Below are 21,256 nucleotides of genomic sequence, written 5' to 3'. Positions count from 1 at the left end.
TCGCGCCCGCCGTCCTCTCCCGCCCGCCTCGGTCGCGGTATGCCAAAACCGTTCACACCACTCAACACCTTTCACTTCATCACCGGGGGCCGCTCAGCACCCCATGGACGAATTGCCCGGTTTCCCGGAATTTGAGAGCTATAACGCCGGACGCTCAAACAACCGGCGCGCAACAACCCTGCCCCCGCCAGCGAAGTCAGTGCCATAGGTGCCAACGGTTTCTCGCGAACTCTCACCCGCAATGGCCCCGCATGACAGTAAACTCACAAAGAATCCAATCGGCTTGATTCCTTTGGAGAATCATGCCCAAGGAGCCCAACCCCGCTTACCGAAAATTCGCCTCTGAGCTGCGCAAACACCGCAAGGCCAGGTCCTGGACGCAGGGTCGGGTGGCTGAGCAGCTGAACTGCTCCACCTCTCTCGTCTCCTACTGGGAGCTGGCGATCTACGCCCCGCAACTCAAGGAATGCCAGTCCCTGGACCGGATCTTCGAGACCTCCGGGATCTTCGAGAGGTCGTGGAGCAGCTTCAACAGCGAGAGCATCTATCCGGCGGGCGCGCAGACGGCTGTGGATTTTGAGCGATCCGCGACCGAGATCCGCCAATACCACGCCATGCTCGTTCCCGGACTGGTGCAGACCCCGGCCTACGCCCGTGCCACCTACATGGCGATGCAGCCGTTCGCCGACGAAAACGCCCTCGACCGGCTGGTCGAGTCGCGGATGAAACGGCAGGCCATCCTCGGCGGTGCCGACCGGCCGCTATTGTGGATGGTGCTGGACGAGGGTGTCGTCCGACGGGTTCTCGGCAGCAAGGCCACCATGAGGGAGCAGCTGGGCCGCCTCCTCACGATGTCTGATCAGCGGGTCCTCAAACTCCAGATCGTGCCGGGACGCTGCACGCTTCCCCCCGGCCTCTCCGGCCCCTTCAAGATCCACACCTTCCCCGACCGCCCGATGGTGGTCACGGCCGAGTACGTGGTCGACGATTTGATCATCGATGATGTGGAGCAGGTGCGTTACTGCGCCAGCCTCTTCGGGGCCATCCAATCGGAAGCGCTGTCGACCAGCGACAGCTGTGAGCTGGTTCGACAGGTACAGGGAGAACTTGATGAGCGACCGTGAATGGCGCAAGAGCAGTTACAGCAGCGGGGTCAACAACGACTGCGTGGAGGTCTCCGAAGGCCGGACCGAGACCCGGGTGCGCGACACCCGCAACCGCGGACTCGGCCACCTCGCCTTCACCACCCCCGAGTGGACCGGCCTCCTCACCGCCCTCAAGAAGCACCAGCCGTAACCGCGTCGGGCGTCCCTGGACCCCTGGGACGCCCGGCACGGCACCCCTGCCCGACCGCCGTCGAGCCGGTCGTACTCAGGCCGACGCCGGGAGGAGGGCGGCCACGTCCTCGGAGCTGACCTGCTCGTATCCCAGGGCCACGTACAGCTCCTCCAGGGACGGGTACCCCGAACGGCGCGCCACCCCGGTCATCGCCCCCGACGACTCGGCCTCGATGAGCCGGTCCGCCCCCACCAGGGCGATCATCCGCTCCCGGCCGGTGTGCTCCGCCTGCTCGTGGGCGCGCGTGCGGTGCCAGGCGGCGATCGCGACCCGCGCCCTGCCGGTCCGGACCGACTCCAGCCACCCCCGGTCGGGGGCGGGCACGGACTTGGTGATGATGTGCACCGTGTCCCCCTCGCGGACCCGGGTCGCGGGGCTGACCAGGCGGCCGTCGATGGCCGCCGCCGAGTAGCGGTCGCCGGTGTCGGCGCCGAGCGCGTAGGCCACGTCGACCGGCGTGGCCCCTTCGGGGAGGGTGAGGACCTGGCCCTGCCCGGTGAGCACGGTGATGCTGTCGGCCAGATCCGTGCGCACGCCCTCCAGGAGTTCCTCGGCCGAGGCCTGCTCCTGCCACCCGAGCAGCCGGGTGAGCCACTCCGGGTCGGTGGTGCGCTCGGTGGTCAGGCGGCCGTCCCTGCCGGTGGCCTGGCGGATGTCGGCGATGATGCCGTACTCGGAGACCTGCTGGGCGTGGGAGTCGCAGATGATGATCTGCACGCGGCGGCCGGACTCGGTGAGGACGGTGGTGTGCAGCGCCCGGTACAGGTTGTACCGGGGGGTGGCGATGAAGTCGCGGAACTTGGCCGGGTAGGGCTTCCACCTCCCGTGGACCGCGCCCAGGGCCAGGTAGGCGTTGCGCTCGTCGCCCTTGACCACGACCACGTACCGGACGGTGTCCAGCGGGTCGGGGTCGCCGGTCAGGCCGGTTCCGGAGGTGAACACCGAGTACGGGTGGCGGGAGCGCACCTCCACCCGCGCCTTGACGCGGAAGGAGGCCAGGCCGTCGCGCAGGGAGACGCGCAGCGCGTCGACCTCGTGGGCGGAGTTCTCGCGGATCCGGGCCACCCGGGTGCTGACCCGCTCGAAGTCCTCACCCTCCAGGTACTCGAAGCACAGGTCCTCCAGATCGCGCTTGAGCCGGTACACGCCCAGCCGCTCCGCGAGGGGGATGAGGAGCTCCCGGGTGCCCTGGGCGATCTTGACGCGCTTGTGCGGGGGCTGGAACTGGAGGGTGCGCAGGTTGTGGAGCCGGTCGGCGAGTTTGATCAGCAGCACGCGCAGGTCGTCGCGGGCGGCCACCACCATCTTGCGGAAGGTCTCCCCCGCCGCCGCGCTGCCGTACATGGACCGGTCCACCTTGGTGACGCCGTCCACCATGACGCCGACCTCGGTGCCGAACTCCGCCGCGAGGTGGGCCAGGCTGAAGGGGGTGTCCTCCACCGTGTCGTGCAGGAGGGCGGCGACCAGCGTCGCGGTGTCCAGGCCCATCTCGGCGAGGATGGTGGCCACGGCGACCGGGTGGATGATGAACGGCTCGCCGCTCTTGCGCCTCTGCTCCTTGTGCAGGTGCTCGGCCACGGCGTAGGCCCGGCTCAGCAGCGCCACGTCGGCCTTGGGGTACCAGCGCTGGTGCTCCCTGACCAGGGCCCGGACCCGGTCGGCGGGGGTGGAGGTGGCCTTGGCCGCGTTGAGCCCCTGCCACCACTGGGTGGACGCCGTCACATCGGGTGCGCCCATCCCGACCCCCTGTCCGCAAGCTGATCCGAGTCGCACCAGTGTAGTGACCGGCAGCCGCCGCGAGGCAGGGAATCCGGAGTCCGCGCCCGGGGCCGGGACCGCCGCTGCTCACCAGCGGGACAGGGGCCGCCGCGGTCACCCGCAGGGGGCCGGGGACCCGCCTCGGCTCCTCAGCGCCGGAGCCGCGACCGCTCCCGCTACTCGCCGGTGAAGACGGGCCGGACCCGGGCGAGGGAGGCGCTGACCCCGGCCTCGTGGTCCTTGGTGCCCAGCTGCTTGTTCTGCTCCACGACCTCCCGGTCCAGGGCGGCTGGCAGCGCGGCGAGCAGGTCGGCGCGGAGCGTGGCCTTCATCGAGCGCACGGTCAGCGGGGCGGAGGCGGCGATGCGGTGGGCGTGGTCCACGGCCGCCGACCGCAGGGCGGCCTCGTCCACCAGCAGGTCGGCCAGGCCGGTGGCGTGGGCCTCGGTGCCGGTCACCCGGCGGGCGGTGTAGAACATGTCGGCGGCCTTCTGGCGGCCGACGATCGCGGGCAGGGACACGCTCAGCCCGAAGCCCTGGTGCAGGCCCAGGAGTCCGAAGTTGGCGTGGAAGCGGGTGGAGGGCGCGGCCACCCGGAAGTCCGCCGCGCAGGCCATGCCCAGGCCGCCGCCCACGGCCGCGCCCTGGACGGCGGCGATCACGGGCACCGGCAGGGCGAACAGGCGCAGCGCCTCACCGTAGATGGCGCTGAGGGTCCGGACCGGGGTGTCGCCGACCCCGCCCGCCGCGAAATCCACCCCGGCGCAGAAGTTCCTGCCCTCCGAGCACAGCACGAGGGCGCGGCGGTCACCGGTGGCGACCAGCTCCTCGGCGGTGTCCGCCAGCTCCTTGAGGAGAGCGTGGTCGAAGTGGTTGTTGGGCGGCCGGTGGATCTCCAGGACGGCGACGTGGCCGTCGAGGCGGACGGACAGTTCCTCGCTCATCGGACGCCTTCCCGTGCGTTCGGTGTGACCGGCGACGATGTTACCGCTGGGTAGGCCACCCGCGGGTGACCGCCCCCCCAACACGCGCGCGGCCGAGGCCAGAGGAACCGGACGGACCGGGCACTGGGATTCACCCGCACCACGCGCGCGGCGTGCGGCGCAAGCCGTCGGGCCGACTCCCCTCCCCCGGTTGCGCCAAAGGCGCCCCCGCGCGCCCGCCGGTCCAGCACACTGGCCTTGCCGGTCGCCCACCAGCGGCGATCGCGCTCCGGACACGCGAGGACACGAAGGGTTCTGCCATGGCCACCATTCCGGGCGACCTGCTCTACACCACGACCCACGAATGGGTCCGCCGGGAGCCCGGCGGCACGGTCGCCGTCGGACTGACCGACTTCGCCCAGCGGCAGCTGGGCGACGTGGTCTTCCTGGAGCTGCCCGACGTCGGGGACCGTTTCGACGCCGAGGAGGCGGTGGGCACGGTGGAGTCGGTCAAGGCCGTGTCGGAGTTCTACGCGCCGTTCGGGTGCGAGGTGGTCGAGGTCAACGACGAACTCGCGGAGGAGCCCGAGCAGGTCAACGACGACCCCTACGACTGCTGGCTGTACCAGGCCCGCCCCGCGGACCCGGGGGCGGTGGACGGGCTGCTCGACGCCGAGGCCTACGCGGAGCTGCTCCGGGAGGAGGCCGAGGGGTAACGGGGCCGACCGAAAACGTCACCTGTGTGGTGCGTGGCCCCTGACCTGCGATGATCTTGTACTTGCAGCCGATGTCGGCGGCCGGGACTCGCTATGGGTACAAGATCACGGCGAAGGGGCCGGGTTTCCGGTCACCGCGCAGGGGACGCCCGGAGGCCCGGTACCGGCACCGGCCGGGCGGCCCCGGACGGCCGGTGCCCGGTCCCCCGACCGCTCCGGACGGGGAACCGGGCACCGGTCCGGCCTTCACCCTCCCGACGCCCCCGACCCCGCGGCGGCCGCCTCCAGCGGGAAGTGGCAGGCGGCCGTGTGGCCGGGGTGCCCCGGGCGGGTCTGGGCGGGCGGGGCGACCTTGGCGCACACGTCCTCGGCCCGCCAGCACCGGGTCCGGAAGCGGCACCCGGACGGCGGATCCACCGGTGAGGGCACCTCGCCCCGCAGCAGGATGCGCTCCCGGGACGGGGCCCCCGCGCCGAGCAGGGCCGGGGCGGAGGACAGCAGCGCCGCCGTGTAGGGGTGGCGCGGGTTCTCGAAGATCTCCTCGGTCCCGCCCGTCTCGACCACGCTGCCCAGGTACATCACCGCCACGCGGTCGGCGACGTGGCTCACCACCGACAGGTCGTGTGAGATGAAGACGTAGGACACGCCCAGGTCGCCCTGCAACTCGGCGAGCAGGTTCAGCACCTGGGCCTGCACGGACAGGTCCAGGGCGGACACGGGCTCGTCGCACACGATGACGTCGGGTTCGAGGGCCAGGGCGCGGGCGATACCGATGCGCTGGCGCTGCCCGCCGGAGAACTCCTGCGGGTAGCGGTGGGCGTCGCCGGCCCGCATGCCCACCATCTCCAGCAGTCGGCGGACCCGTGCGGGCCGCTCCCCCCGGGGGACCAGCCCGCGGTGGGTGCGCCACGGCTCACTGATGAGTTCGGCGGCGTTCAACCGCGGGTTCAGTGAGGCGAAGGGGTCCTGGAAGACCATCTGCACCCGGCGGCGCCAGGCCAGCAACTCCTTGCCGCGCAGGGTGAACGGGTCGGTCCCGTCGAAGCGCAGCGTGCCCTGGTCGGGCCGCTCCAGCATGAGCAGGACCCGGGCCAGGGTGGACTTCCCGCAGCCCGACTCGCCCACCAGGCCCAGCGTCTCGCCGCGCTCCAGAGTGAGGTCGACTCCGTCGAGCGCGCGCAGCCGGGTGTTGCCCGAGGCGCTCCTGGGAACCCTGAAGCTCTTGGTCAGGCCGCTCGCCCGGAGCAGCGGCCCGGCCGGTCGTGCCGTGGTGTCAGGCATCGGCCTCCTCCTTCCAGTAGTGGCAGGCCGCGGCGCGGCCGTCACCGGTCGCGGTCGGCTCCGGCCGGTGGGTGGCACAGCGCTCGCGCGCCAGGGGGCAGCGGGTGCGGAACGCGCACCCGCTGGGGATCGCCCTCAGGTCGGGCGGGCTGCCGGGGATGAACCGCAGCGGCTCCCCCCGCTTCTGGCCACCCGGCACCGAGGCGAGGAGTCCGCGCGTGTAGGGGTGGCGGGGGGAGCCGAAGACCTCCCCGACCGGGCCGGTCTCCACGACCGCTCCGGCGTACATGACCGCCACGTGGTCGGCCTGCTCGGCGGCGACCGCGAGGTCGTGGGTGATGAGGACCAGCGCCATGTCCCTCTCGGTGCGCAGGTCGCGCAGCAGCTCCATGATCTGCGACTGCACGGTGACGTCGAGGGCGGTGGTGGGCTCGTCGGCGAGCAGCACCGAGGGGCGCAGGGCCACCGCCATCGCGATCAGCAGCCGCTGGCGCATACCGCCCGAGAACTGGTGGGGGTAGGCGTCGACCCGGGAACCGGGCTCGGGGATGCCCACCCGCTCCATGAGTTCGACCGCCCTGGCCCTGGCCTCGCGGCGCGACAGCCTCTCGTGGATGCGGAAGGGCTCGGCCAGCTGCGATCCCACGGTGAACACCGGGTTGAGCGCGGTGAGCGCGTCCTGGAAGACGATGGCCAGTCCGGGGCCCGCCAGGCGGCGCCGCTCCTGGGCGCCGAGGGTGAGCAGGTCCGACCCGTCCAGGCGGATCTCGCCGCCGACCACGTCGGCCACCGGGTCGAGCAGACCCGCGATCGCCTTGGCCGTCATGCTCTTGCCGCACCCGGACTCGCCCAGCAGCGCCAGGGTCTGGCCGGAGTCCACGGCGAAGCTCACGTCGCGTACGGCGTGCGCGACCCCCTCGGGGGTGCGGATGTCGACCGAGAGGCCGTCCACCTCCATCGCCGCGGGCCGCGGGGACCGCACCCGGGTCGGACTCTCCTGCACCGCGTTCACTGCGCTGCCTCCTCGGCCTTGCGGACGGGCGCGCGGCGCCTGCCGCGCGGCACGGTCAGCCGCCACCTCTGGGCGGGGTCGGTCGCCAGCCTGGCCCAGGAGGCCAGGGTGGTGGCCGAGATGGTCGTCATGATGATGGCCAGGCCCGGGAAGACCGCGATCCACCAGGCCGTCTGGAGTTCCTGCCTGCCCTGGGCCACCATCAGCCCCCAGCTCAGGTCGGGCGGCTGGATGCCGATGCCCAGGAAGCTCAGCGACGACTCCGTGAGCATCACGAAACAGAAGTCGAGCGTGGCGACGGTGAGCAGGGTGGGCATCACGGTCGGCGCGACGTGGCGCCGGATGATGCTCCCGCTGCGGGTCCCGAAGGTGCGGGCCGCGTCCACGAACAGGCGGCTGCGCAGCTCGGCCGACTCCGCGCGGGCGGTGCGCAGGTAGATCGGGATCCGGGCGACCGCCAGGACGAGGACGATGGTGGCGACGCTGGGCGAGAACACGTAGAGCACGACGACCGCGAGCAGCAGCGAGGGGAAGCTGAGGATCACGTCGGCGATCCGCATCGACACGCTCTCGCGCCAGCCCCGGTGGTAGCCCGCCCACATCCCCCAGACCGAGCCCACCACGAAGGAGGCCAGCACGGCGGGGACCGCCACGGCGAAGGTCGTGCGCGCGGCGACGATCAGCCGCGCCGCGACGCTGCGGCCCAGCGAGTCGCTGCCGAGCACGAACGCCCAGCCGTTGTCCAGGGTGAACGGCGGCAGGTTGACAGCGCGCAGGTTCTGCTGGGTGGCGAGGCCGCCGAGCAGGAACGGGCCGACCACCGCGACCGCGGCCAGCACCACCAGGACCAGGGCGGCGGCGCAGGCGAAGGGGTCCTTCAACAGCAGCCGCAGCAGCCCCTGGGGCCGCGGTGCGGGCGCCGTCTCGGCGGCGGTGGCCATGGCCGCACCCGTCGCCACGGCTTCGGTGGCGGTCACCGCCGTCGCGGCCGTCTCGGCGGCGGTCACCGCGTCGTCGCCGTTGCCCGGCGCGGAGTCAGGGTTCTTCATGCCGTCACCCCCTGGCGGACGCGCGCGTCCAGCAGCGCGTAGCAGATGTCGATGAGGATGTTGAGGACGAAGATCGTCACGGCGGTCAGCAGCACCGCCGCCTGGAGCACCGCGAAGTCGCGTTGCAGGATCGAGTCGATCATCAGCTTGCCGATGCCCGGCCAGCCGAAGATCGTCTCGACGACGACCGCGCCGTTGATCATCCCCACGGTCAGGTCGCCCGCGACCGTCAGGGCGGGCGCGGCCGCGTTGCGCAGGGCGTGGACGAAGATGACGCGCTTCTCGTCGGCGCCCTTGCTGCGGGCCACCTTGGCGTAGGGGGCCGACAGGGCGGAGACCATCGACCCGCGCACGACCTGGACCAGGACGCCGAACGGGCGGATGAGGAGCGTGGCGATCGGCAGGACCCACGCCCCCATCCCCTCGGTGCCGGAGGTCGGCAGCCAGTTGAGGGTCACCGCGAAGACCAGGACGCCCATGATGGCGAACCAGAAGTCCGGCACGCTGGCCGAGGCCGACGACAGGAAGCTGGCGACGCGGTCGGCGAGCGAGTTGGGGCGGTAGGCGGCCAGGCTGCCGATCACCACGGCCGCCAGGATGGCGATGCCCATGGTGGCCCCGGCGAGTTGCAGGGTCGCGGGGAAGGCCTGGAGCACCGCCTCGGCGGCGGGCTGGGCGGTGCGCAGCGACTCGCCGAAGTCGAGCTGGGCGATCTGGGTGAGGTAGTCGAGGAACTGCACGAACACCGGCTGGTCGAAGCCGTTCTGCGCGGCGAACTCCGCCCGCATCTCCGGTGTCGCGCTCAGGGGCAGGTAGAGGTTGGCGGGGTCGCCGGTCAGTCGTGCCAGGAAGAAGACACCGAGCACCACCGCGAGCAGTGGCAGGGCGCTGGACAGGATGCGGCGCCGCAGGAAGACGAGCATGGAGTCGGTTACCCCCTCAGCCGTTCCGCTGGATCTCGCTGAGACGCAGCTCGTCGTTGGTGGCCGAGTTCGGGGTGTAGGACACGTCGTCCGCGACGGACATGATGCCGGTCATGTGGGCGAGTACCGCGTCGCGGACCACCTCGTCGTTCTGGTGGGCCAGCGCGGCGGCGAACGCCTCCTGGCGCTCCCCCTCCCGCGCCTGCTCGGCGTCGGCGATCAGCCCGTCGAGCTCCTCGGTGCCGTAGATGCTCTGCGCTCCCTCGGAGCCGTAGATCTGCTCCATCGTGAACGCCGCGTCACCGGCCTGGTTGCCGTGCTGGGCCTGGAGCAGCGTCGGGCCCGCGTCCGCGGGGAAGGGCCGCAGCAGGTACTCCAGCCAGGCGTTGACGTCGAGCATCTGGATCTCCACGTTGAGACCGACCTCGATCAGGGAGCTCTGCACGACCTCCATGGCCTCGGAGGCCCGGGGGTAGATGCCGTTGCGTCCGATGATGGTGATGGTCGTGTCGACGGGCACGCCGTCGGCGTGCGCCTCCTCGATCAGCTCCGCGGCCCGCTCGGGGTCGTGGGGCCAGGGCGCGATGTCGGGGTTGTGGCCGGTGACGCCCTCGGGGACGATCTGTCCGGCGGGCTGGCCCATACCGGCGAAGACCGAGGCGACCAGGCCCTCCTTGTCGATCGCGTAGTTGATGGCCTCGCGGACGCGGATGTCGTCGAGGGGTTCCTGGGTCGCGTCGATGCGCATGTAGGAGGTCTCGTTGTTGGGGTACTCGACCGCGTTGTCCCCGGCGCCGTCCTCGGGGGCGAGCCCCACGGCGATGTCGGCCTCCCCCTGGGCGACCATCGCCGCCCGGATGCTGCCCTCGGAGCGCCAGACGTACCTGGCGGACTCGAACTCGGGCGCCTCGCCCCAGTAGCCGTCGTAGCGCTCCAGGGTCAGGCTCGAACCCTGCTCCCAGGAGCCGATCCGGTAGGGCCCGGTGCCCACGGGCTCACGGACCTTGCCCTCGGCGTCGGTGGTGGTGGGCACGACCTCGACGAAGGACAGCCGCAGCGGCAGGATCGGGTCGGGCTCGCCCGTGGTGACCTCCAGCGTGGTGGCGTCGGCGGCCTCGACGGTGATCTCGCTGTCGCCGAAGACGTAGCCGTCGACGTTGCAGCCGATGTCGGAGTTGACGGCGCGGTCGATGGAGAAGGCGGCGGCCTCGGCGTCGAAGGGCGTGCCGTCGTGGAAGGTCACGCCCTCGCGCAGGGTGAACGTCCACGTGGTGTCGGAGGTCTGCTCCCACTCGGTGGCCAGCGCGGCTTCGAGTTCACCGGTGTCGGGGACGCGTTCGGTGAGCGCCTCGGTGATGTTGGAGCGGGTGACCCTGCCGGTCGCGGTGAGGGAGGCGTCGCAGGGCTCCAGGGTGGGCGGCTCCTCCGGCAGGACGATGCGCAGCGCGTCGGCGGAGGCGGCGTTGTCGCTGTTGGCGACCGAGCAGGCGGTGCCTGCCAGGAGCGCCGCGGCCGCGGCGAGGGCTCCGGCGGCCCGTACCGGGCGGCGGACGGAGGTCGGGGGGCGGGATGTGATGGGCATGGGTTTCTCCGGGATCTGCCTTGTGGAGGGTGAGCAGGGGATGCGGGCTCTCCCCGGAGGGGGAGGTGCGATGGGACTGGTGACGGGCTGGGAGCACTCCCCCGGAGGGGCGCGGTGGGGCGGCTGGCGGGGGCGGGGGCGCTCTAGGCGGCCGCCGCGACCGCCAGACCGCGGTCGATGATCCGGCCGAGCCGCTCCCGGTGCTCGGGGCGGACCTCCCCCAGCGGGGGGCGCACCGGTCCGGCCGAGCGCCCTCGCAGCTCCAGGCCCGCCTTGACCAGCGAGACGGCGTAGCCGGGTGTGGTGTCGCGCAGCTCGGAGAGCGGGACGTAGAACTCGCGCAGCAGCTCGTCCTGGGTGGCCTCGTCTCCGCGTTCGAGCGCGGTGAAGAAGGCCGACGCGACGGCGGGGGCGAAGGCGAGCGAGGCCGAGGAGTAGGAGACGGCGCCGACGGCGCGGTAGGCGCGGACGAAGGTCTCGGCGGTGGGCATGCCGTTGAGGAGCGGGAGGTTCCCGCCGGTGGCGGTCACGGTGCGCTGGAGCAGTTCGATGTCGCCGTGCCCGTCCTTGAAGGCCACGACCTTCTCGCTGCGGGCGAGTTCGGCCACGGTGGCGGGGGCGAAGACCGCGGTGGAGCGCTGGTAGGGCACCAGGCCGACGCGGGCGGCGCCGATCAGCTCGCGGTAGTGGGCGAGCAACCCGTCCTGCGGGCCGACCTGGAGGTAGGGCGGCAGGACGAGGGCGCCGTCGGCGCCCTCGTCCTCGGCCGCGCGCAGGTACTCCAGGGCGGTGCGGGTTCCGCCGCCGACGCCCGCCAGCACCGGGACCGCTCCGTCGACGCGGGCGACGGCGGTCCGCACCACCGCACGGTGCTCGTCGTGGGTCAGCGAGGCGAACTCACCCGTCCCGCAGGCCACGAACAGCGCGGCCGGAGCGGCCTCCAGCATCTCGTCGAGGTGCTCCTCGAAGCGGGGGAGGTCGAGTTCCCCCGTGGAGGTGAAGGGCGTGACGGGGAAGCCGAGCAGCCCCGTGAGGGAGGCGGCGAGTTCGGCTGGGCTGGGGGACATGGGGGCCTCTTGTCTACGTATGGAGATGCGGTCTACCCTGATGGACGGCAACACTAGATTGGTGTCTCAGATCACGTCAAGGGGAAGAACTTCTCCCCTTAGTCACAAAATGGAAAAAGGGGATATATGGGATCATCCGCCATGCAGAGCACAGAAGCCTCCCAAGCCACAGGCGTGCGTCCGGTGAAGTCCGCTGAACGGACGATCGCGGTCCTGGAGTACCTGAGCACGGCCGACCGGCCCCGCTCGCTGCGCGAGGTCGCCTCCGACCTGGGTATCCCCCGGGCCAGTGCCTACGCGCTGCTCACGACCCTGGTGCGCAGCGGGTGGGTGGACCCCGACATCTCCAACACGGGGTACCTGCTGGGCATCCGCGCCCTGCGGATGGGCGCCTCCTACGTCGAGCACGACGGCGTCGTGCGCCGGGCGCAGCGCGTCATGAACGAGATCGCGCAGGAGTGGGGGGAGACCGTCCACCTCGCCCGCCTGGACGGCGACGAGATCGTCTACCTCGCGACCTGCATCTCGCGGCACTCCCTGGCGGTCGTCTCCCGCCCCGGCCGCCGCCTGCCCTGCTGGGGGACGGGGCTCGGCAAGGCGCTGCTCGCCACGCGCCCGTGGGAGGACGTGGAGGCGCTGCTGCCGCCCACGCTCACGGCCCGCACCCCCCACACCCTCACCGACCCCGCGGCGCTGCGGACCGAACTGGAGCGGGTCGGGGAGCGCGGACACGCGATCGACGAGCAGGAGTCGACCGTCGGGCTGCGGTGCTTCGCGGTCGCGCTGGACTTCGGGGGCGGGGTGGCGCCCAGGGAGGCGCTGAGCTTCTCCGTCCCCATCGTGCGGCTGGACCCCGACCGGGAGCGGCGGCTCGTGGCGGCCCTGCTGGAGGCGCGCGACCGCATCGTGCGCTGACCCCGGCGTTCCGGAGCGCCCCGGGCGCCGCCCGGGGCGGCACGGACACCGCCGGCCGGAGTACGGATACCGCCTGCGGGGGCCGGTGCGGCGCGGTGAGCGGTCCGGACACCGGCCGCGCGGGACGCCGACGCCGGGGGGCCGCTCCCCCGACGGCTCCGGACGGGGACCCGGACACCGGCCCCGAGGGGCCGGGCACACCGCCTCCCGGTGTGCCCGGCTACGGGTCAGCCGTGGGCCGGACCGGATCCCTGACGGGTCAGCCGGGGGTCAGACCAGCCCGCGGCGGACCAGCAGGGGCTCCATCCGGGGCTCGCGGCCCAGGAAGTCGCGGACCGCCTCCATGGGGTCCACACCGCCGCCCACCGACAGCACCCTCTCCCGGAAGCGGTCGCCGCCCTCCCGGGTGAGGCCGCCGTTCTCGGTGAACCACTCCACGCTCTCGGCGTCCAGGACCTCGCTCCACACGTAGGAGTAGTAGCCCGCGCTGTAGCCGTTGGCGAACACGTGCATGAAGTACGCCGACCGGTAGCGCGGACGGACGAGGGGGTGCAGGACCCCCGCGGCCTCCAGGGCGCGGGCCTCGAAGGAGGCCGGGTCCTCCACGGCCTCGCCCGGGGCCAAGCGGTGCCAGGACCAGTCCAGGAGCGCGGCGGCCAGGTACTCGAAGGTCGCGAAGCCCTGGTTGAACTGGCGGGCGGCCGTCAGGCGCTCCACGAGTTCGGCCGGCACCGGCTCACCGGTCTCGTGGTGGCGGGCGTAGTGGGCCAGGACCTCCGGCCAGGTCGCCCACATCTCGTTGACCTGGGAGGGGAACTCCACGAAGTCGCGCGGCACGCTCGTGCCCTGCACGCGCGGGAACCGCACGGCCGACAGCAGCCCGTGCAGGGCGTGGCCGAACTCGTGGAAGGCCGTCTCGACCTCGTCGAAGGTGAGCAGGGTGGGGCCCGAGGCGGGCTTGGTGATGTTGAGGTTGTTCACCACCACCGGCCGCTCGTCCAGCAGGAAGGACTGGTCGACCAGGTTGTGCATCCACGCGCCGCCGCGCTTGGTCGGTCTGGCGTAGGGGTCCAGCAGGAACAGCCCCAGGGGCGAGCCGTCCCGGTCGAACACCTCCCACACCCGCACGTCCTCGTGGTAGCCGCGCAGGTCGGGCCGCTCGGCGAAGGTGATCCCGTACAGCAGCGCGGCGGCGTGGAAGACGCCGTCCTCGACCACCCTGCCGAGTTCGAAGTAGGGGCGCAGGACGCTGTCGTCGAAGTCGTAGCGCTCCCTGCGCACCCGCTCGGCGTAGAAGGGCCAGTCCCAGGGCTCGATGTCGTGCCCGGCGTGCTCGGCCAGGGCCCGGGCCTCCTTCTCGACGTTGCGCCGGGCGGGTCCGACGAGCTGGCCGAGCCGTTCCTCGACCGCGTCGACGGTCTTGGCGGTCTGGTCGGCGACGGTGTAGGCCGCGTGGTCGGGGTAGCCGAGCAGCGCGGCCCGCTCGGCGCGCAGGACGGCCATGCGCGCGGCGATGTCGAGGTTCTCGGGGGCGCGCTCGGCGCTCAGGGTGTAGAGCCGCTCGCGGGTGGCCCGGTCGGTGAGCTGGGCCAGCGCGGGCTGCACGGTGGTGTTGAGCAGGGGCAGGACGTACTCCCCGTCCCGCTCGATCGCGCTGATGTGGGCCTCGTCCAGGCCGTCGAGGTCGGAGACGTCGCCGGTGACGAGGGAGGCCTCGCGGGTGGCCCGGACCACGTTGCGGGAGAACTCGGTGCTCAGTCCGGCGAGTTCGGCGTTGAGCTCGCGCAGCCGGGCCTGCTGGTCGTCGTCCAGGTCGGCGCCCGCCTTGACGAAGTCGAGGCGGTACCGCTCCAGCAGCCAGGCCTCCTGCGGGTCGGAGGTGGTGACCTGCCGCACGCGCTCCCACAGCTCCCGGTTGAGCGAGACGGCGTCCCGGTGCTGGGCGGCCCTCGGGGCGGTCTCCCGCTCGATCTCCTCGATGCCGTCGGTGGCGTCGGACCCGGCCAGGGTGTGCAGGACCGTCTCCACCCTGGCCAGGAGCGCGCCGGAGCGCTCCAGCGCCGCGATCGTGTTGTCGAAGGTCGGGGGCTGCGGGTCGCGGACGATCGCGTCCACCTCGGCGAGGTGCTCGGCCACGCCCTTGTCGAACGCGGGCAGGAAGTGCTCCTCGCGGACGGCGGCGAAGTCGGGGAGCCCGTAGGGAAGCTCGCTCGGGGACAGGAACGGGTTGTCGGTCAAGGATCGTGCTCCTCGTTCGTCGGTACCGGCCCCGCTCCCCCGCGGTGGTTGTGCGGCGGAGCTGTGGACGACGCGCCGGGTTCCGCGGCGTCGGGGTCCTCGGCCGGGCGGGCTCCGGTGCTCTCGGGGCGCTCGTGCTGTTCTACCTTGCTCCCCGGCCCGTGTCACCCGCACGCCCGGGGGCGTCGCCGGTAGTCGTCGAGCGTCCGCGCACCGTCCCGTGTGTCGCCCGCACGCCCGGGGCGACGCCCGCGCGCGTGGGCACAGGCCGAGCGTTCGGGAAGGCCGTCCGCACGCCGCCTACGGCCGACCGGGCGCCGACGGGCCCTTCCCCGCCCGCGCCGCCCCCTCGACCACCTCCAGCAGCCGGATCAGCCCCTCCTCGAACTCGGCGTCCCAGTCGACCGGGCGGTCCAGCACCTCGCCGAGCCGGTGGTGCGCGGGCACCAGTGCCGGGTCCGCCAGCTCGCGCCGCCCTCGCGTGCCGAGGTTGCCCTCCCCGAAGCGGCCGTTGACCTCCGAGACCGCGAAGCCCAGCACGAACGTGCTGATCATCCGTTCCAGGGCCGCCACCCGCGCGTCCGGCACGCCCGCGTCCAGCAGCGACGCGTAGAGCGCGTCCACGACCCGCATCGCCTCCGGGAGTTCGGCGGGCCGGTCCAGCAGCAGGGGGAACGTGCGCGGGTACCGGTGCGCCAGCGCGCGGGCCCCGCGGGCGCAGGCCAGCAGCCGGTCGCGCCAGTCGGCCCCGGGAGCGGGAGCGGGCACGGACACGGAGCCCGTGCCGGGACGGGGTTCGGGGCCGGGTTCGGCGCCCGGCAGGGGCAGTTCCCGCAGCAGGCGTCCGACGAGGCCGTCCAGGAGGGCCTCCTTGCCCTCGAAGTACCTGTACAGGGCCATCGGGGTCAGACCGATGTCGGTCGCGACCGCGCGCATCGACACGGCCGCCAGCCCCCGCTCCTCCGAGAGCCGCAGCGCGGCGTCGAGGATCTCCGGCCTTCTTTCTTGCCTGATCTTTCGCACAGCCATAGTCTACATCGTATACAAACGCTAGAAAATATCACACGGAGAATGAGGAAACCCCCCATGCTCGAAGCGTTATCCCTGTTCAAGGACTTCGGAACCGTCCGTGCGCTGGACGGTTTCACCCTGGTCGCCGAACCCGGTGAGATCGTCGGACTGGTGGGCCACAACGGAGCTGGCAAGACCACGTTCGCCGGTGTCGTCTCGGGCCTGCTGCGCCCCAGCACCTCGCTCTGTACCCGACCCTCACGCCCCGGGAAACCCTGCGCCTGTTCGGAGGCCTGCACGGTCTGCGCCGCCGCTCCCTGGACTCGGCGGTGGACGAGGTCGCCGACGCGCTCCGGCTCACCGGCTTCCTCGACCGCCGGGTGGGCGTGCTCTCCGGAGGCCAGCAGCGCCGGGTGCAGGCCGCCGCCGCGATGGTCCACCGCCCCTCCCTCCTGCTCTTGGACGAGCCGACCGGACCATGCCGGCGATGTGCAGGTCCTCGACCCCCACCACACCGAACTCCCCGGCCAGGGCGTGCGTGACCTTGTGCTGCCAGTCCAGGGCGCGGCGCTTGGCTTTCGCGCGCAGCCCGGCGATCTGGTCATAGGTGCGCCGCAACCGGTGCGAAGACGGCTGCCCGGGTGTGCGCTGCCGCCGTTGACGGGCGGCTGTGCACTCCAACCGGCGCAGACGCCCGCCCTCACCCGGGAATATCCACGGCCCGTGCTCGCGGAAGGTGTCATCGGACAGGGTCAGCGGCTTGGCCACACCCCGATCGATCCCCACCCCCGGGCCGACATGGGGTGCCGGTTCCTTGACCTGGGTACGCACCCTCAGCACCACGTGCCAGCCGTTAGCCTCCCGCACCAACCGCGCACCGGTAACCCTGTTCGCGGCGTCAGCGTGCTTGCCCACCGGTAGGTCCTTGGTCCACCGGAAGCGGACCACGCCGACCTTGGGGATCCTCACGGCCCCCCACGTGCGGGTGAGGCGCTCGATGGCCAGGTCACGCCCCTGGGGAACGTCCACGCACATCCGTGCACGCAACCGGGACTTGAAGACGGGCGGCCCCGTCCGGCCCGCCCAGCAGTTCTGCCACGCCCGGAAGTAGGCCTTCAACACCTGCTGCGCTGCCTGCACCGGAAGAACAGCGAGCCAGGGCAGGTCTTTGCGGGCCTGACGAATCGCGGCGTCTGCGTCGGCCAGGGACACCCGCCGGTTTTCGGAGGACATGGTCCACCAGGAGTGGAGCAGGTTCCACAGGGCGCGGGCGGCATGGCCCTGGGTTTCCAACTCACGGAGTTGGTCCTTGTCGGGGTAGAGGCGGGCTTTGTGACCGCGTTCGCGCTTGATGTGTCACCTCCTGCCTGGTCTGGGCCGACCCTAGCGCGGGGTGTGACGTTTCGTGATGGTCGTTTCACCCACCGGCTGAAGCCGATGGCACTCTCGCGAAGGCGAGGTAGATCATCGGATTCCAGCGCGCGGGGTCGCCGTGGTCGGTACCGGGCACCACCAGGCGCTCGTCCGCGTGCACCCGCAGCACCTCGGCCTGGACCACGGTGAAGTCGCCCGAGGCGTCGGCGTCCACGCGCACCGCCCGGGCCTCCAACTGCAACGGGCACTCGGCCACGCGGGGCGGCGCGACCCGCTGCGACTCCTGCGGGGTCAGGCCCGCGGCGGCGAACTTGTCGGCCTCGAAACGGCAGCCCGGCGGCTTGCCCGGGGGCACGGGCGAGCGCCCGGTAAGCGGGACCAGCGGCTCGACACCGGCCCAGTCCTCGGCGGCGGGGAAGCCGGCCGCGAGTTCGGGGCGCTCAGCCAGGTTGCGCGCGGTCTGCCCCGTGGCCCCCAGCCCCAGCACCAGCACCAGCACCAGCAGGTAGCCCAGGGCCCAGGCAGAGGAGATCGGGGCGAGGTCGGGGGTGCCGTCGTCGTTGACGGTGGAGATCAGCACCACGGGGGTGCCGAAGTAGAGGATGCGCGGTCGGATGGTGCGGTGGACGAGGGGCGCGGCCGGGGCGGCGTGCCCCGGGGCCGTTCGCTGGTCGGTGGTCATGACCGGGACTCTAGGAGGCCGAAGCTTCGGCGGCGGCCGAACTGTTCCCGCCCCCGCACCACCGGACCGGCGGCCGCGGACCGGTGTCCGGGCCGGGCCCCCGGGACGGTGTCCGGACCGGGACCCCCGGGACGGTGTCCGGACCGGGACCCCCGGGACGGTGTCCGGACCGGGACCTCCCCCGGGACGGTGTCCGGACCGGGACCTCCCCCGGCCCGGGCACCGTCGCGGTCAGGCCTTGACCCGGTGGGTGTCGACCGTCCACGCGCGCGCCTGGTCGCTCAGGGTCACCCCCAGGCCGGGCCGGCCGGAGAGGTGCATGCGCCCGCCCGAGATCTCCAGGTGCTCGTTGAAGAGGGGGTCGAGCCACTCGAAGTGCTCCACCCACGGCTCGTGCCGGTAGGCAGCGGCCAGGTGGATGTGGACCTCCATCGCGAAGTGCGGGGCCAACTGGAGGTTGCGCCGGTCGGCCATCGCCATGACCTGGAGGAACTGCGTGATGCCGCCGATCCGGGGCGCGTCGGGCTGGACGATGTCCGCGCCCCCGTGCCGGATCAGCTCGGCGTGCTCGGCGACGCTGGTGAGCATCTCCCCGGTGGCGATGGGGGTGTCGAACGTCGCGGCCAGGCGTCCGTGGCCCTCGAAGTCGTAGGCGTCCAGCGGCTCCTCGATCCAGACCAGCCCGAACTCCTCGAAGGCCCGGCACATGCGCTGGGCGTCGGCGCGCGACCACTGCTGGTTGGCGTCCACCATCAGCGGCACGCCGTCGCCCAGGTGTTCGCGCACCGCCGCGACCCGGGCCAGGTCCGTGCCGCTGTCGGGGTGGCCGACCTTGAGCTTGATGCCGCCGATGCCGTCGGCCACCGCCGCGGCCGACCTCTCCATGACCTCCTCGACGGGGGCGTGGAGGAAGCCGCCCGAGGTGTTGTAGCAGCGCACCGAGTCGCGGTAGCTGCCGAGGAGCTTGGCCAGCGGCAGGCCCGCCCGCTTGGCCTTGAGGTCCCACAAGGCGATGTCGAAGGGCGCGATCGCCTGGGTGGCCAGCCCGCTGCGGCCCACCGAGGCCCCCGCCCAGACGAGCTTGTCCCAGATCTTGCCCGTGTCGCTGGGGTCCTCCCCCAGCAGGACGGAGGCCACCTCCCGGGCGTGGGCGAACTGCCCCGGGCCGCCCGCCCGCTTGGAGTAGCCGAACCCGACGCCCTCGTGACCGGCCTCGGTGGTGATCTCGGCGAAGAGCATCGCGACCTCGGTCATCGGCCGCTGGCGCCCGGTGAGGACCTTGGCGTCGCTGATGGGCGTGTCCAGGGGAAGGGTGACCGAGGAGATCGTGACGCTGGTGATGCGGTCCTGCGTGGCCGCTCCGGCGTGCGGGGTCATGTACGTCCTTTTCTCTTGCTGGTGTGCGGCCGTGCACACGTGTGCGTAGAGGGCGTGCACGTGTGGGTCGTGTGCGTATGCGGTTACAGGTAAGGGGGCGTGCGCGCACGAGCGTGCACGTGTGCGTATGCGGGTGCGTGCGTGTACGGGCCTGGTGGGCGTCCGCCGTGGCGGAGCCGCGCCCGCGACCGCGTTCGTGCGGGCGCGGGCGCGACCGGTGGGCCGTGAGCGCCTCGGGCGGCCTTCGGCGCGGCGTCCGCTCGCGCCGGAGGCCGCGCCGAACGGCTCAGGAGGTCTCGATGGCCGCCTCGACCTCGGTCATGAACTGCTCGGCGGCCTCGGCCGGGGTGAGGTCGCCGAAGGCGAGCCCGTCGCTGACGCGGCTGCTGATGTCCACGACCTGACCGGCGCCGATCGGCGCGGGCGGGTTGCCGTCCACGATCGTGCCCTCGATCTCGCTCATGAACTCGGCCATCCGGGCGTCGGACTCGGGAAGGTCGTCGAGGATGGCCTCGCGGACCTCGGTGTTGGCGGGCAGGCCCAGGTCTGCCAGGAGCAGCTCGGACGCCGCCGGGTCGTTGAGCATGTGGTCGACGAAGCGGGCCGCCTCCGCGGGGTGCTCGGAGCCCGCGGAGATCGAGTAGAACATGGCCGGTTTGAAGAACAGGCCGGTCCGGTCGAACTCGGTCTCGCCGGGGTAGCGCAGGAGCTGGATCTCACGCCCGGAGGCCTCGACCACGTTGCCGAGCTGGTTGCTCCAGAAGTGCGCCATGGCGCCCTCGCCGGTGGCCACGACCGACTGGTCGATGCCGCCCGCCTGGATCTCCACGCTCCGGGCCGCGCTGGGCTGGCCGCCGTTCTCCAGCAGGTCCTGGGTGATCTCGTACCAGGCCTCCAGGGTCTCCTGGGAGAAGCCGAGGCTGCCGTCCTCGTTGTAGAGCGCCTCCCCGTGCTGGCGGGCGAAGACCTGGAAACCGGCCTCGTTGTAGCTCATGCTCTGGGCGCCGGCGAACTCACCGCCGCTGCCCTCGCTGATCTGCCCGGCGATCTCGACGTAGTCCGCCCAGGTCCAGGTGTCGTCGTCGGGCATCTCCACCCCGGCGGCGGCGAAGGCCTCGGGGTCGGCATGGACGGAGTAGGCGTTGACGCCGCTGGCCGCACCGAAGGTCTGCCCGTCCAGCTGGCCGCTCTCGGCGACCAGCGGGTCGATCAGCGAAAGGTCCAGGCCCTCGGCCTCGCTCAGGTCGAGCAGGGCGCCTCGGTCAGCGTACTCGCGCAGGTAGCGCTCCTCCTGCATGAGGACGTCCGGGGAGTCGTTGGCCGCGGTGGTGGTGGCCAGCCGGTCCCAGTAGGCGGACCAGTCGGTGGTCTCCGCCGTGATCCGGATGTCGGGGTTGTCCGCCTCGAAGTTCTCGATGACCTGGAGCATGGTGGCCTGGCGCTCGTTGGAGCCCCACCAGGAGAAGCGCAGCTCCACGGTGCCGTCGTCGGAGCCCGAGCAGGCGGAGGCGAGCAGGACCGTCGCCGCGGCCGCGGCGGTCACGGACAGGGCGGTGCCGCGGCGGCCGTGTCGGCGCCCTCGGCCCGGGGGTACGCGCATGGTGGTGTTTCCCTTCGGCTTCCGGCTCTCGCCGGTGACGGCTGTGGCTTCGGTGGGGGCGTCCGCGCCCGGCCGTCCGGGGGGACGCGGACACGGACGTGTGCGTGGGAACACAGGGAAGAAATGGCTCGAAGTGGACTGGTAAGCGCTATCCAAGGACTATGATGGTCAGTTTTTAGCACCGTGTTCACATGGGTGTCAATGGTTCACATCCATGGACCGCCTGGTGGACCATCTCGCCACAACGACGCCGCCTTCGGCCACAGAAGTCACACGCGCGAACGCGAAGGGCGACCCGGGGTGACCGGGTTCCACATCGGGGCAGACGTGCGGGACGACTCTCACGCCTCGACACGGAAAGCGTTTACCACGTCCTGGTCCGCAGCGACCCCCGTGGGGCGGGAGCCGTC

Annotated in this window: 18 protein-coding genes and 1 pseudogene; 5 read left to right on the top strand and 14 right to left on the bottom strand. The window is 72.1% G+C overall.

What is annotated here, in order from left to right; genetic code table 11:
* The first annotated feature begins 302 nt into the window (after positions 1-302).
* Positions 303-1,124, top strand: a complete 822-nt coding sequence (locus AC0VX6_RS09255) for a helix-turn-helix domain-containing protein (RefSeq protein WP_475468125.1) — start codon at positions 303-305, stop codon at positions 1,122-1,124.
* Positions 1,111-1,296: a DUF397 domain-containing protein gene (locus AC0VX6_RS09250; protein WP_475468124.1), complete on the top strand. Its 186-nt coding sequence runs from the start codon at positions 1,111-1,113 to the stop codon at positions 1,294-1,296. The genes AC0VX6_RS09255 and AC0VX6_RS09250 overlap by 14 nt, the downstream gene beginning before the upstream one ends.
* Before the next feature lie 75 nt (positions 1,297-1,371).
* On the opposite strand, the gene AC0VX6_RS09245 is transcribed toward AC0VX6_RS09250, so the two are convergent.
* Together AC0VX6_RS09245 and AC0VX6_RS09240 are read right to left on the bottom strand one after the other, a co-directional pair.
* Entirely contained in the window at positions 1,372-3,075 is a 1,704-nt protein-coding gene (locus tag AC0VX6_RS09245; protein WP_475468122.1) for a RelA/SpoT family protein, read from the bottom strand.
* 197 nt (positions 3,076-3,272) lie between these two features.
* Positions 3,273-4,040: an enoyl-CoA hydratase/isomerase family protein gene (locus AC0VX6_RS09240; protein WP_475468121.1), complete on the bottom strand. Its 768-nt coding sequence runs from the start codon at positions 4,038-4,040 to the stop codon at positions 3,273-3,275.
* A gap of 299 nt (positions 4,041-4,339) precedes the next feature.
* On the opposite strand from AC0VX6_RS09240, the gene gcvH reads away from it, so the two are divergent.
* Positions 4,340-4,735, top strand: a complete 396-nt coding sequence (gene gcvH / locus AC0VX6_RS09235; protein ID WP_274977070.1) for a glycine cleavage system protein GcvH — start codon at positions 4,340-4,342, stop codon at positions 4,733-4,735.
* Positions 4,736-4,981: 246 nt separating this feature from the next.
* On the opposite strand, the gene AC0VX6_RS09230 is transcribed toward gcvH, so the two are convergent.
* From AC0VX6_RS09230 to AC0VX6_RS09205, 6 genes are all read right to left on the bottom strand, one after another.
* Positions 4,982-6,016, bottom strand: coding sequence for an ABC transporter ATP-binding protein (locus AC0VX6_RS09230; RefSeq protein ID WP_475468119.1), 1,035 nt, complete (start codon positions 6,014-6,016; stop codon positions 4,982-4,984).
* Positions 6,009-7,028: an ABC transporter ATP-binding protein gene (locus AC0VX6_RS09225; RefSeq protein ID WP_475468118.1), complete on the bottom strand. Its 1,020-nt coding sequence runs from the start codon at positions 7,026-7,028 to the stop codon at positions 6,009-6,011. Before AC0VX6_RS09225 ends, AC0VX6_RS09230 begins: the two co-directional genes overlap by 8 nt.
* Positions 7,025-8,077, bottom strand: coding sequence for an ABC transporter permease (locus AC0VX6_RS09220; protein ID WP_274977067.1), 1,053 nt, complete (start codon positions 8,075-8,077; stop codon positions 7,025-7,027). Before AC0VX6_RS09220 ends, AC0VX6_RS09225 begins: the two co-directional genes overlap by 4 nt.
* Positions 8,074-9,000, bottom strand: coding sequence for an ABC transporter permease (locus tag AC0VX6_RS09215; RefSeq protein WP_150253814.1), 927 nt, complete (start codon positions 8,998-9,000; stop codon positions 8,074-8,076). The genes AC0VX6_RS09220 and AC0VX6_RS09215 overlap by 4 nt, the downstream gene beginning before the upstream one ends.
* A gap of 16 nt (positions 9,001-9,016) precedes the next feature.
* Positions 9,017-10,582, bottom strand: a complete 1,566-nt coding sequence (locus AC0VX6_RS09210) for an ABC transporter substrate-binding protein (RefSeq protein WP_475468116.1) — start codon at positions 10,580-10,582, stop codon at positions 9,017-9,019.
* 143 nt (positions 10,583-10,725) lie between these two features.
* Positions 10,726-11,649, bottom strand: coding sequence for a 5-dehydro-4-deoxyglucarate dehydratase (locus AC0VX6_RS09205; protein ID WP_274977064.1), 924 nt, complete (start codon positions 11,647-11,649; stop codon positions 10,726-10,728).
* Between the two features lie 141 nt (positions 11,650-11,790).
* Between AC0VX6_RS09205 and AC0VX6_RS09200 the strand changes: the two genes are divergently transcribed.
* Positions 11,791-12,564 (top strand): IclR family transcriptional regulator, encoded by a 774-nt coding sequence (locus AC0VX6_RS09200; RefSeq protein WP_475468115.1) that lies wholly within the window; start codon positions 11,791-11,793, stop codon positions 12,562-12,564.
* Between the two features lie 270 nt (positions 12,565-12,834).
* Here AC0VX6_RS09200 and AC0VX6_RS09195 read toward each other — a convergent pair whose 3' ends face one another.
* Together AC0VX6_RS09195 and AC0VX6_RS09190 are read right to left on the bottom strand one after the other, a co-directional pair.
* Entirely contained in the window at positions 12,835-14,802 is a 1,968-nt protein-coding gene (locus tag AC0VX6_RS09195; RefSeq protein WP_274977062.1) for a M3 family metallopeptidase, read from the bottom strand.
* A gap of 300 nt (positions 14,803-15,102) precedes the next feature.
* Positions 15,103-15,825 carry a TetR/AcrR family transcriptional regulator gene (locus tag AC0VX6_RS09190; RefSeq protein ID WP_475468114.1) on the bottom strand — a complete coding sequence of 241 codons (723 nt, stop codon included), beginning with the start codon at positions 15,823-15,825 and terminating at the stop codon, positions 15,103-15,105.
* Positions 15,826-15,873: 48 nt separating this feature from the next.
* Between AC0VX6_RS09190 and AC0VX6_RS09185 the strand changes: the two are divergent.
* Positions 15,874-16,226, top strand: a pseudogene (locus AC0VX6_RS09185) (ATP-binding cassette domain-containing protein); the annotation flags it as partial.
* Here AC0VX6_RS09185 and AC0VX6_RS09180 read toward each other — a convergent pair.
* From AC0VX6_RS09180 to AC0VX6_RS09165, 4 genes are all read right to left on the bottom strand, one after another.
* Entirely contained in the window at positions 16,171-17,106 is a 936-nt protein-coding gene (locus tag AC0VX6_RS09180; RefSeq protein ID WP_475468112.1) for an RNA-guided endonuclease InsQ/TnpB family protein, read from the bottom strand. The pseudogene AC0VX6_RS09185 and the gene AC0VX6_RS09180 overlap by 56 nt on opposite strands.
* 124 nt (positions 17,107-17,230) lie before the next feature.
* Positions 17,231-17,869 (bottom strand): flavin reductase family protein, encoded by a 639-nt coding sequence (locus tag AC0VX6_RS09175; RefSeq protein WP_475468111.1) that lies wholly within the window; start codon positions 17,867-17,869, stop codon positions 17,231-17,233.
* Positions 17,870-18,100: 231 nt separating this feature from the next.
* The gene (locus tag AC0VX6_RS09170) at positions 18,101-19,246 is read right to left on the bottom strand and encodes an L-talarate/galactarate dehydratase (protein ID WP_475468110.1); all 1,146 of its coding nucleotides are present in this window, start codon (positions 19,244-19,246) and stop codon (positions 18,101-18,103) included.
* A gap of 286 nt (positions 19,247-19,532) precedes the next feature.
* Positions 19,533-20,846 (bottom strand): ABC transporter substrate-binding protein, encoded by a 1,314-nt coding sequence (locus AC0VX6_RS09165; protein ID WP_475468109.1) that lies wholly within the window; start codon positions 20,844-20,846, stop codon positions 19,533-19,535.
* Between the last annotated feature and the right edge of the window lie 410 nt (positions 20,847-21,256).

It is taken from the genome of Nocardiopsis sp. iso_25 (assembly GCF_056173305.1).
The sequence above is the reverse complement of the archived record's forward strand: the minus strand, read 5'-3'. Positions and strand labels throughout refer to the sequence as shown.

Coding starts and splice junctions, on each gene's coding strand:
- AC0VX6_RS09250 (WP_475468124.1), top strand. CDS start 1,111: ATGAGCGACCGTGAATGGCGCAAGAGCAGTTACAGCAGCGGGGTCAAC.
- AC0VX6_RS09200 (WP_475468115.1), top strand. CDS start 11,791: ATGCAGAGCACAGAAGCCTCCCAAGCCACAGGCGTGCGTCCGGTGAAG.
- AC0VX6_RS09165 (WP_475468109.1), bottom strand. CDS start 20,846: ATGCGCGTACCCCCGGGCCGAGGGCGCCGACACGGCCGCCGCGGCACC.
- AC0VX6_RS09205 (WP_274977064.1), bottom strand. CDS start 11,649: ATGTCCCCCAGCCCAGCCGAACTCGCCGCCTCCCTCACGGGGCTGCTC.
- AC0VX6_RS09220 (WP_274977067.1), bottom strand. CDS start 8,077: ATGAAGAACCCTGACTCCGCGCCGGGCAACGGCGACGACGCGGTGACC.
- AC0VX6_RS09240 (WP_475468121.1), bottom strand. CDS start 4,040: ATGAGCGAGGAACTGTCCGTCCGCCTCGACGGCCACGTCGCCGTCCTG.
- AC0VX6_RS09210 (WP_475468116.1), bottom strand. CDS start 10,582: ATGCCCATCACATCCCGCCCCCCGACCTCCGTCCGCCGCCCGGTACGG.
- AC0VX6_RS09175 (WP_475468111.1), bottom strand. CDS start 17,869: ATGACCACCGACCAGCGAACGGCCCCGGGGCACGCCGCCCCGGCCGCG.
- AC0VX6_RS09255 (WP_475468125.1), top strand. CDS start 303: ATGCCCAAGGAGCCCAACCCCGCTTACCGAAAATTCGCCTCTGAGCTG.
- AC0VX6_RS09170 (WP_475468110.1), bottom strand. CDS start 19,246: ATGACCCCGCACGCCGGAGCGGCCACGCAGGACCGCATCACCAGCGTC.
- AC0VX6_RS09245 (WP_475468122.1), bottom strand. CDS start 3,075: ATGGGCGCACCCGATGTGACGGCGTCCACCCAGTGGTGGCAGGGGCTC.
- AC0VX6_RS09230 (WP_475468119.1), bottom strand. CDS start 6,016: ATGCCTGACACCACGGCACGACCGGCCGGGCCGCTGCTCCGGGCGAGC.
- gcvH (WP_274977070.1), top strand. CDS start 4,340: ATGGCCACCATTCCGGGCGACCTGCTCTACACCACGACCCACGAATGG.
- AC0VX6_RS09215 (WP_150253814.1), bottom strand. CDS start 9,000: ATGCTCGTCTTCCTGCGGCGCCGCATCCTGTCCAGCGCCCTGCCACTG.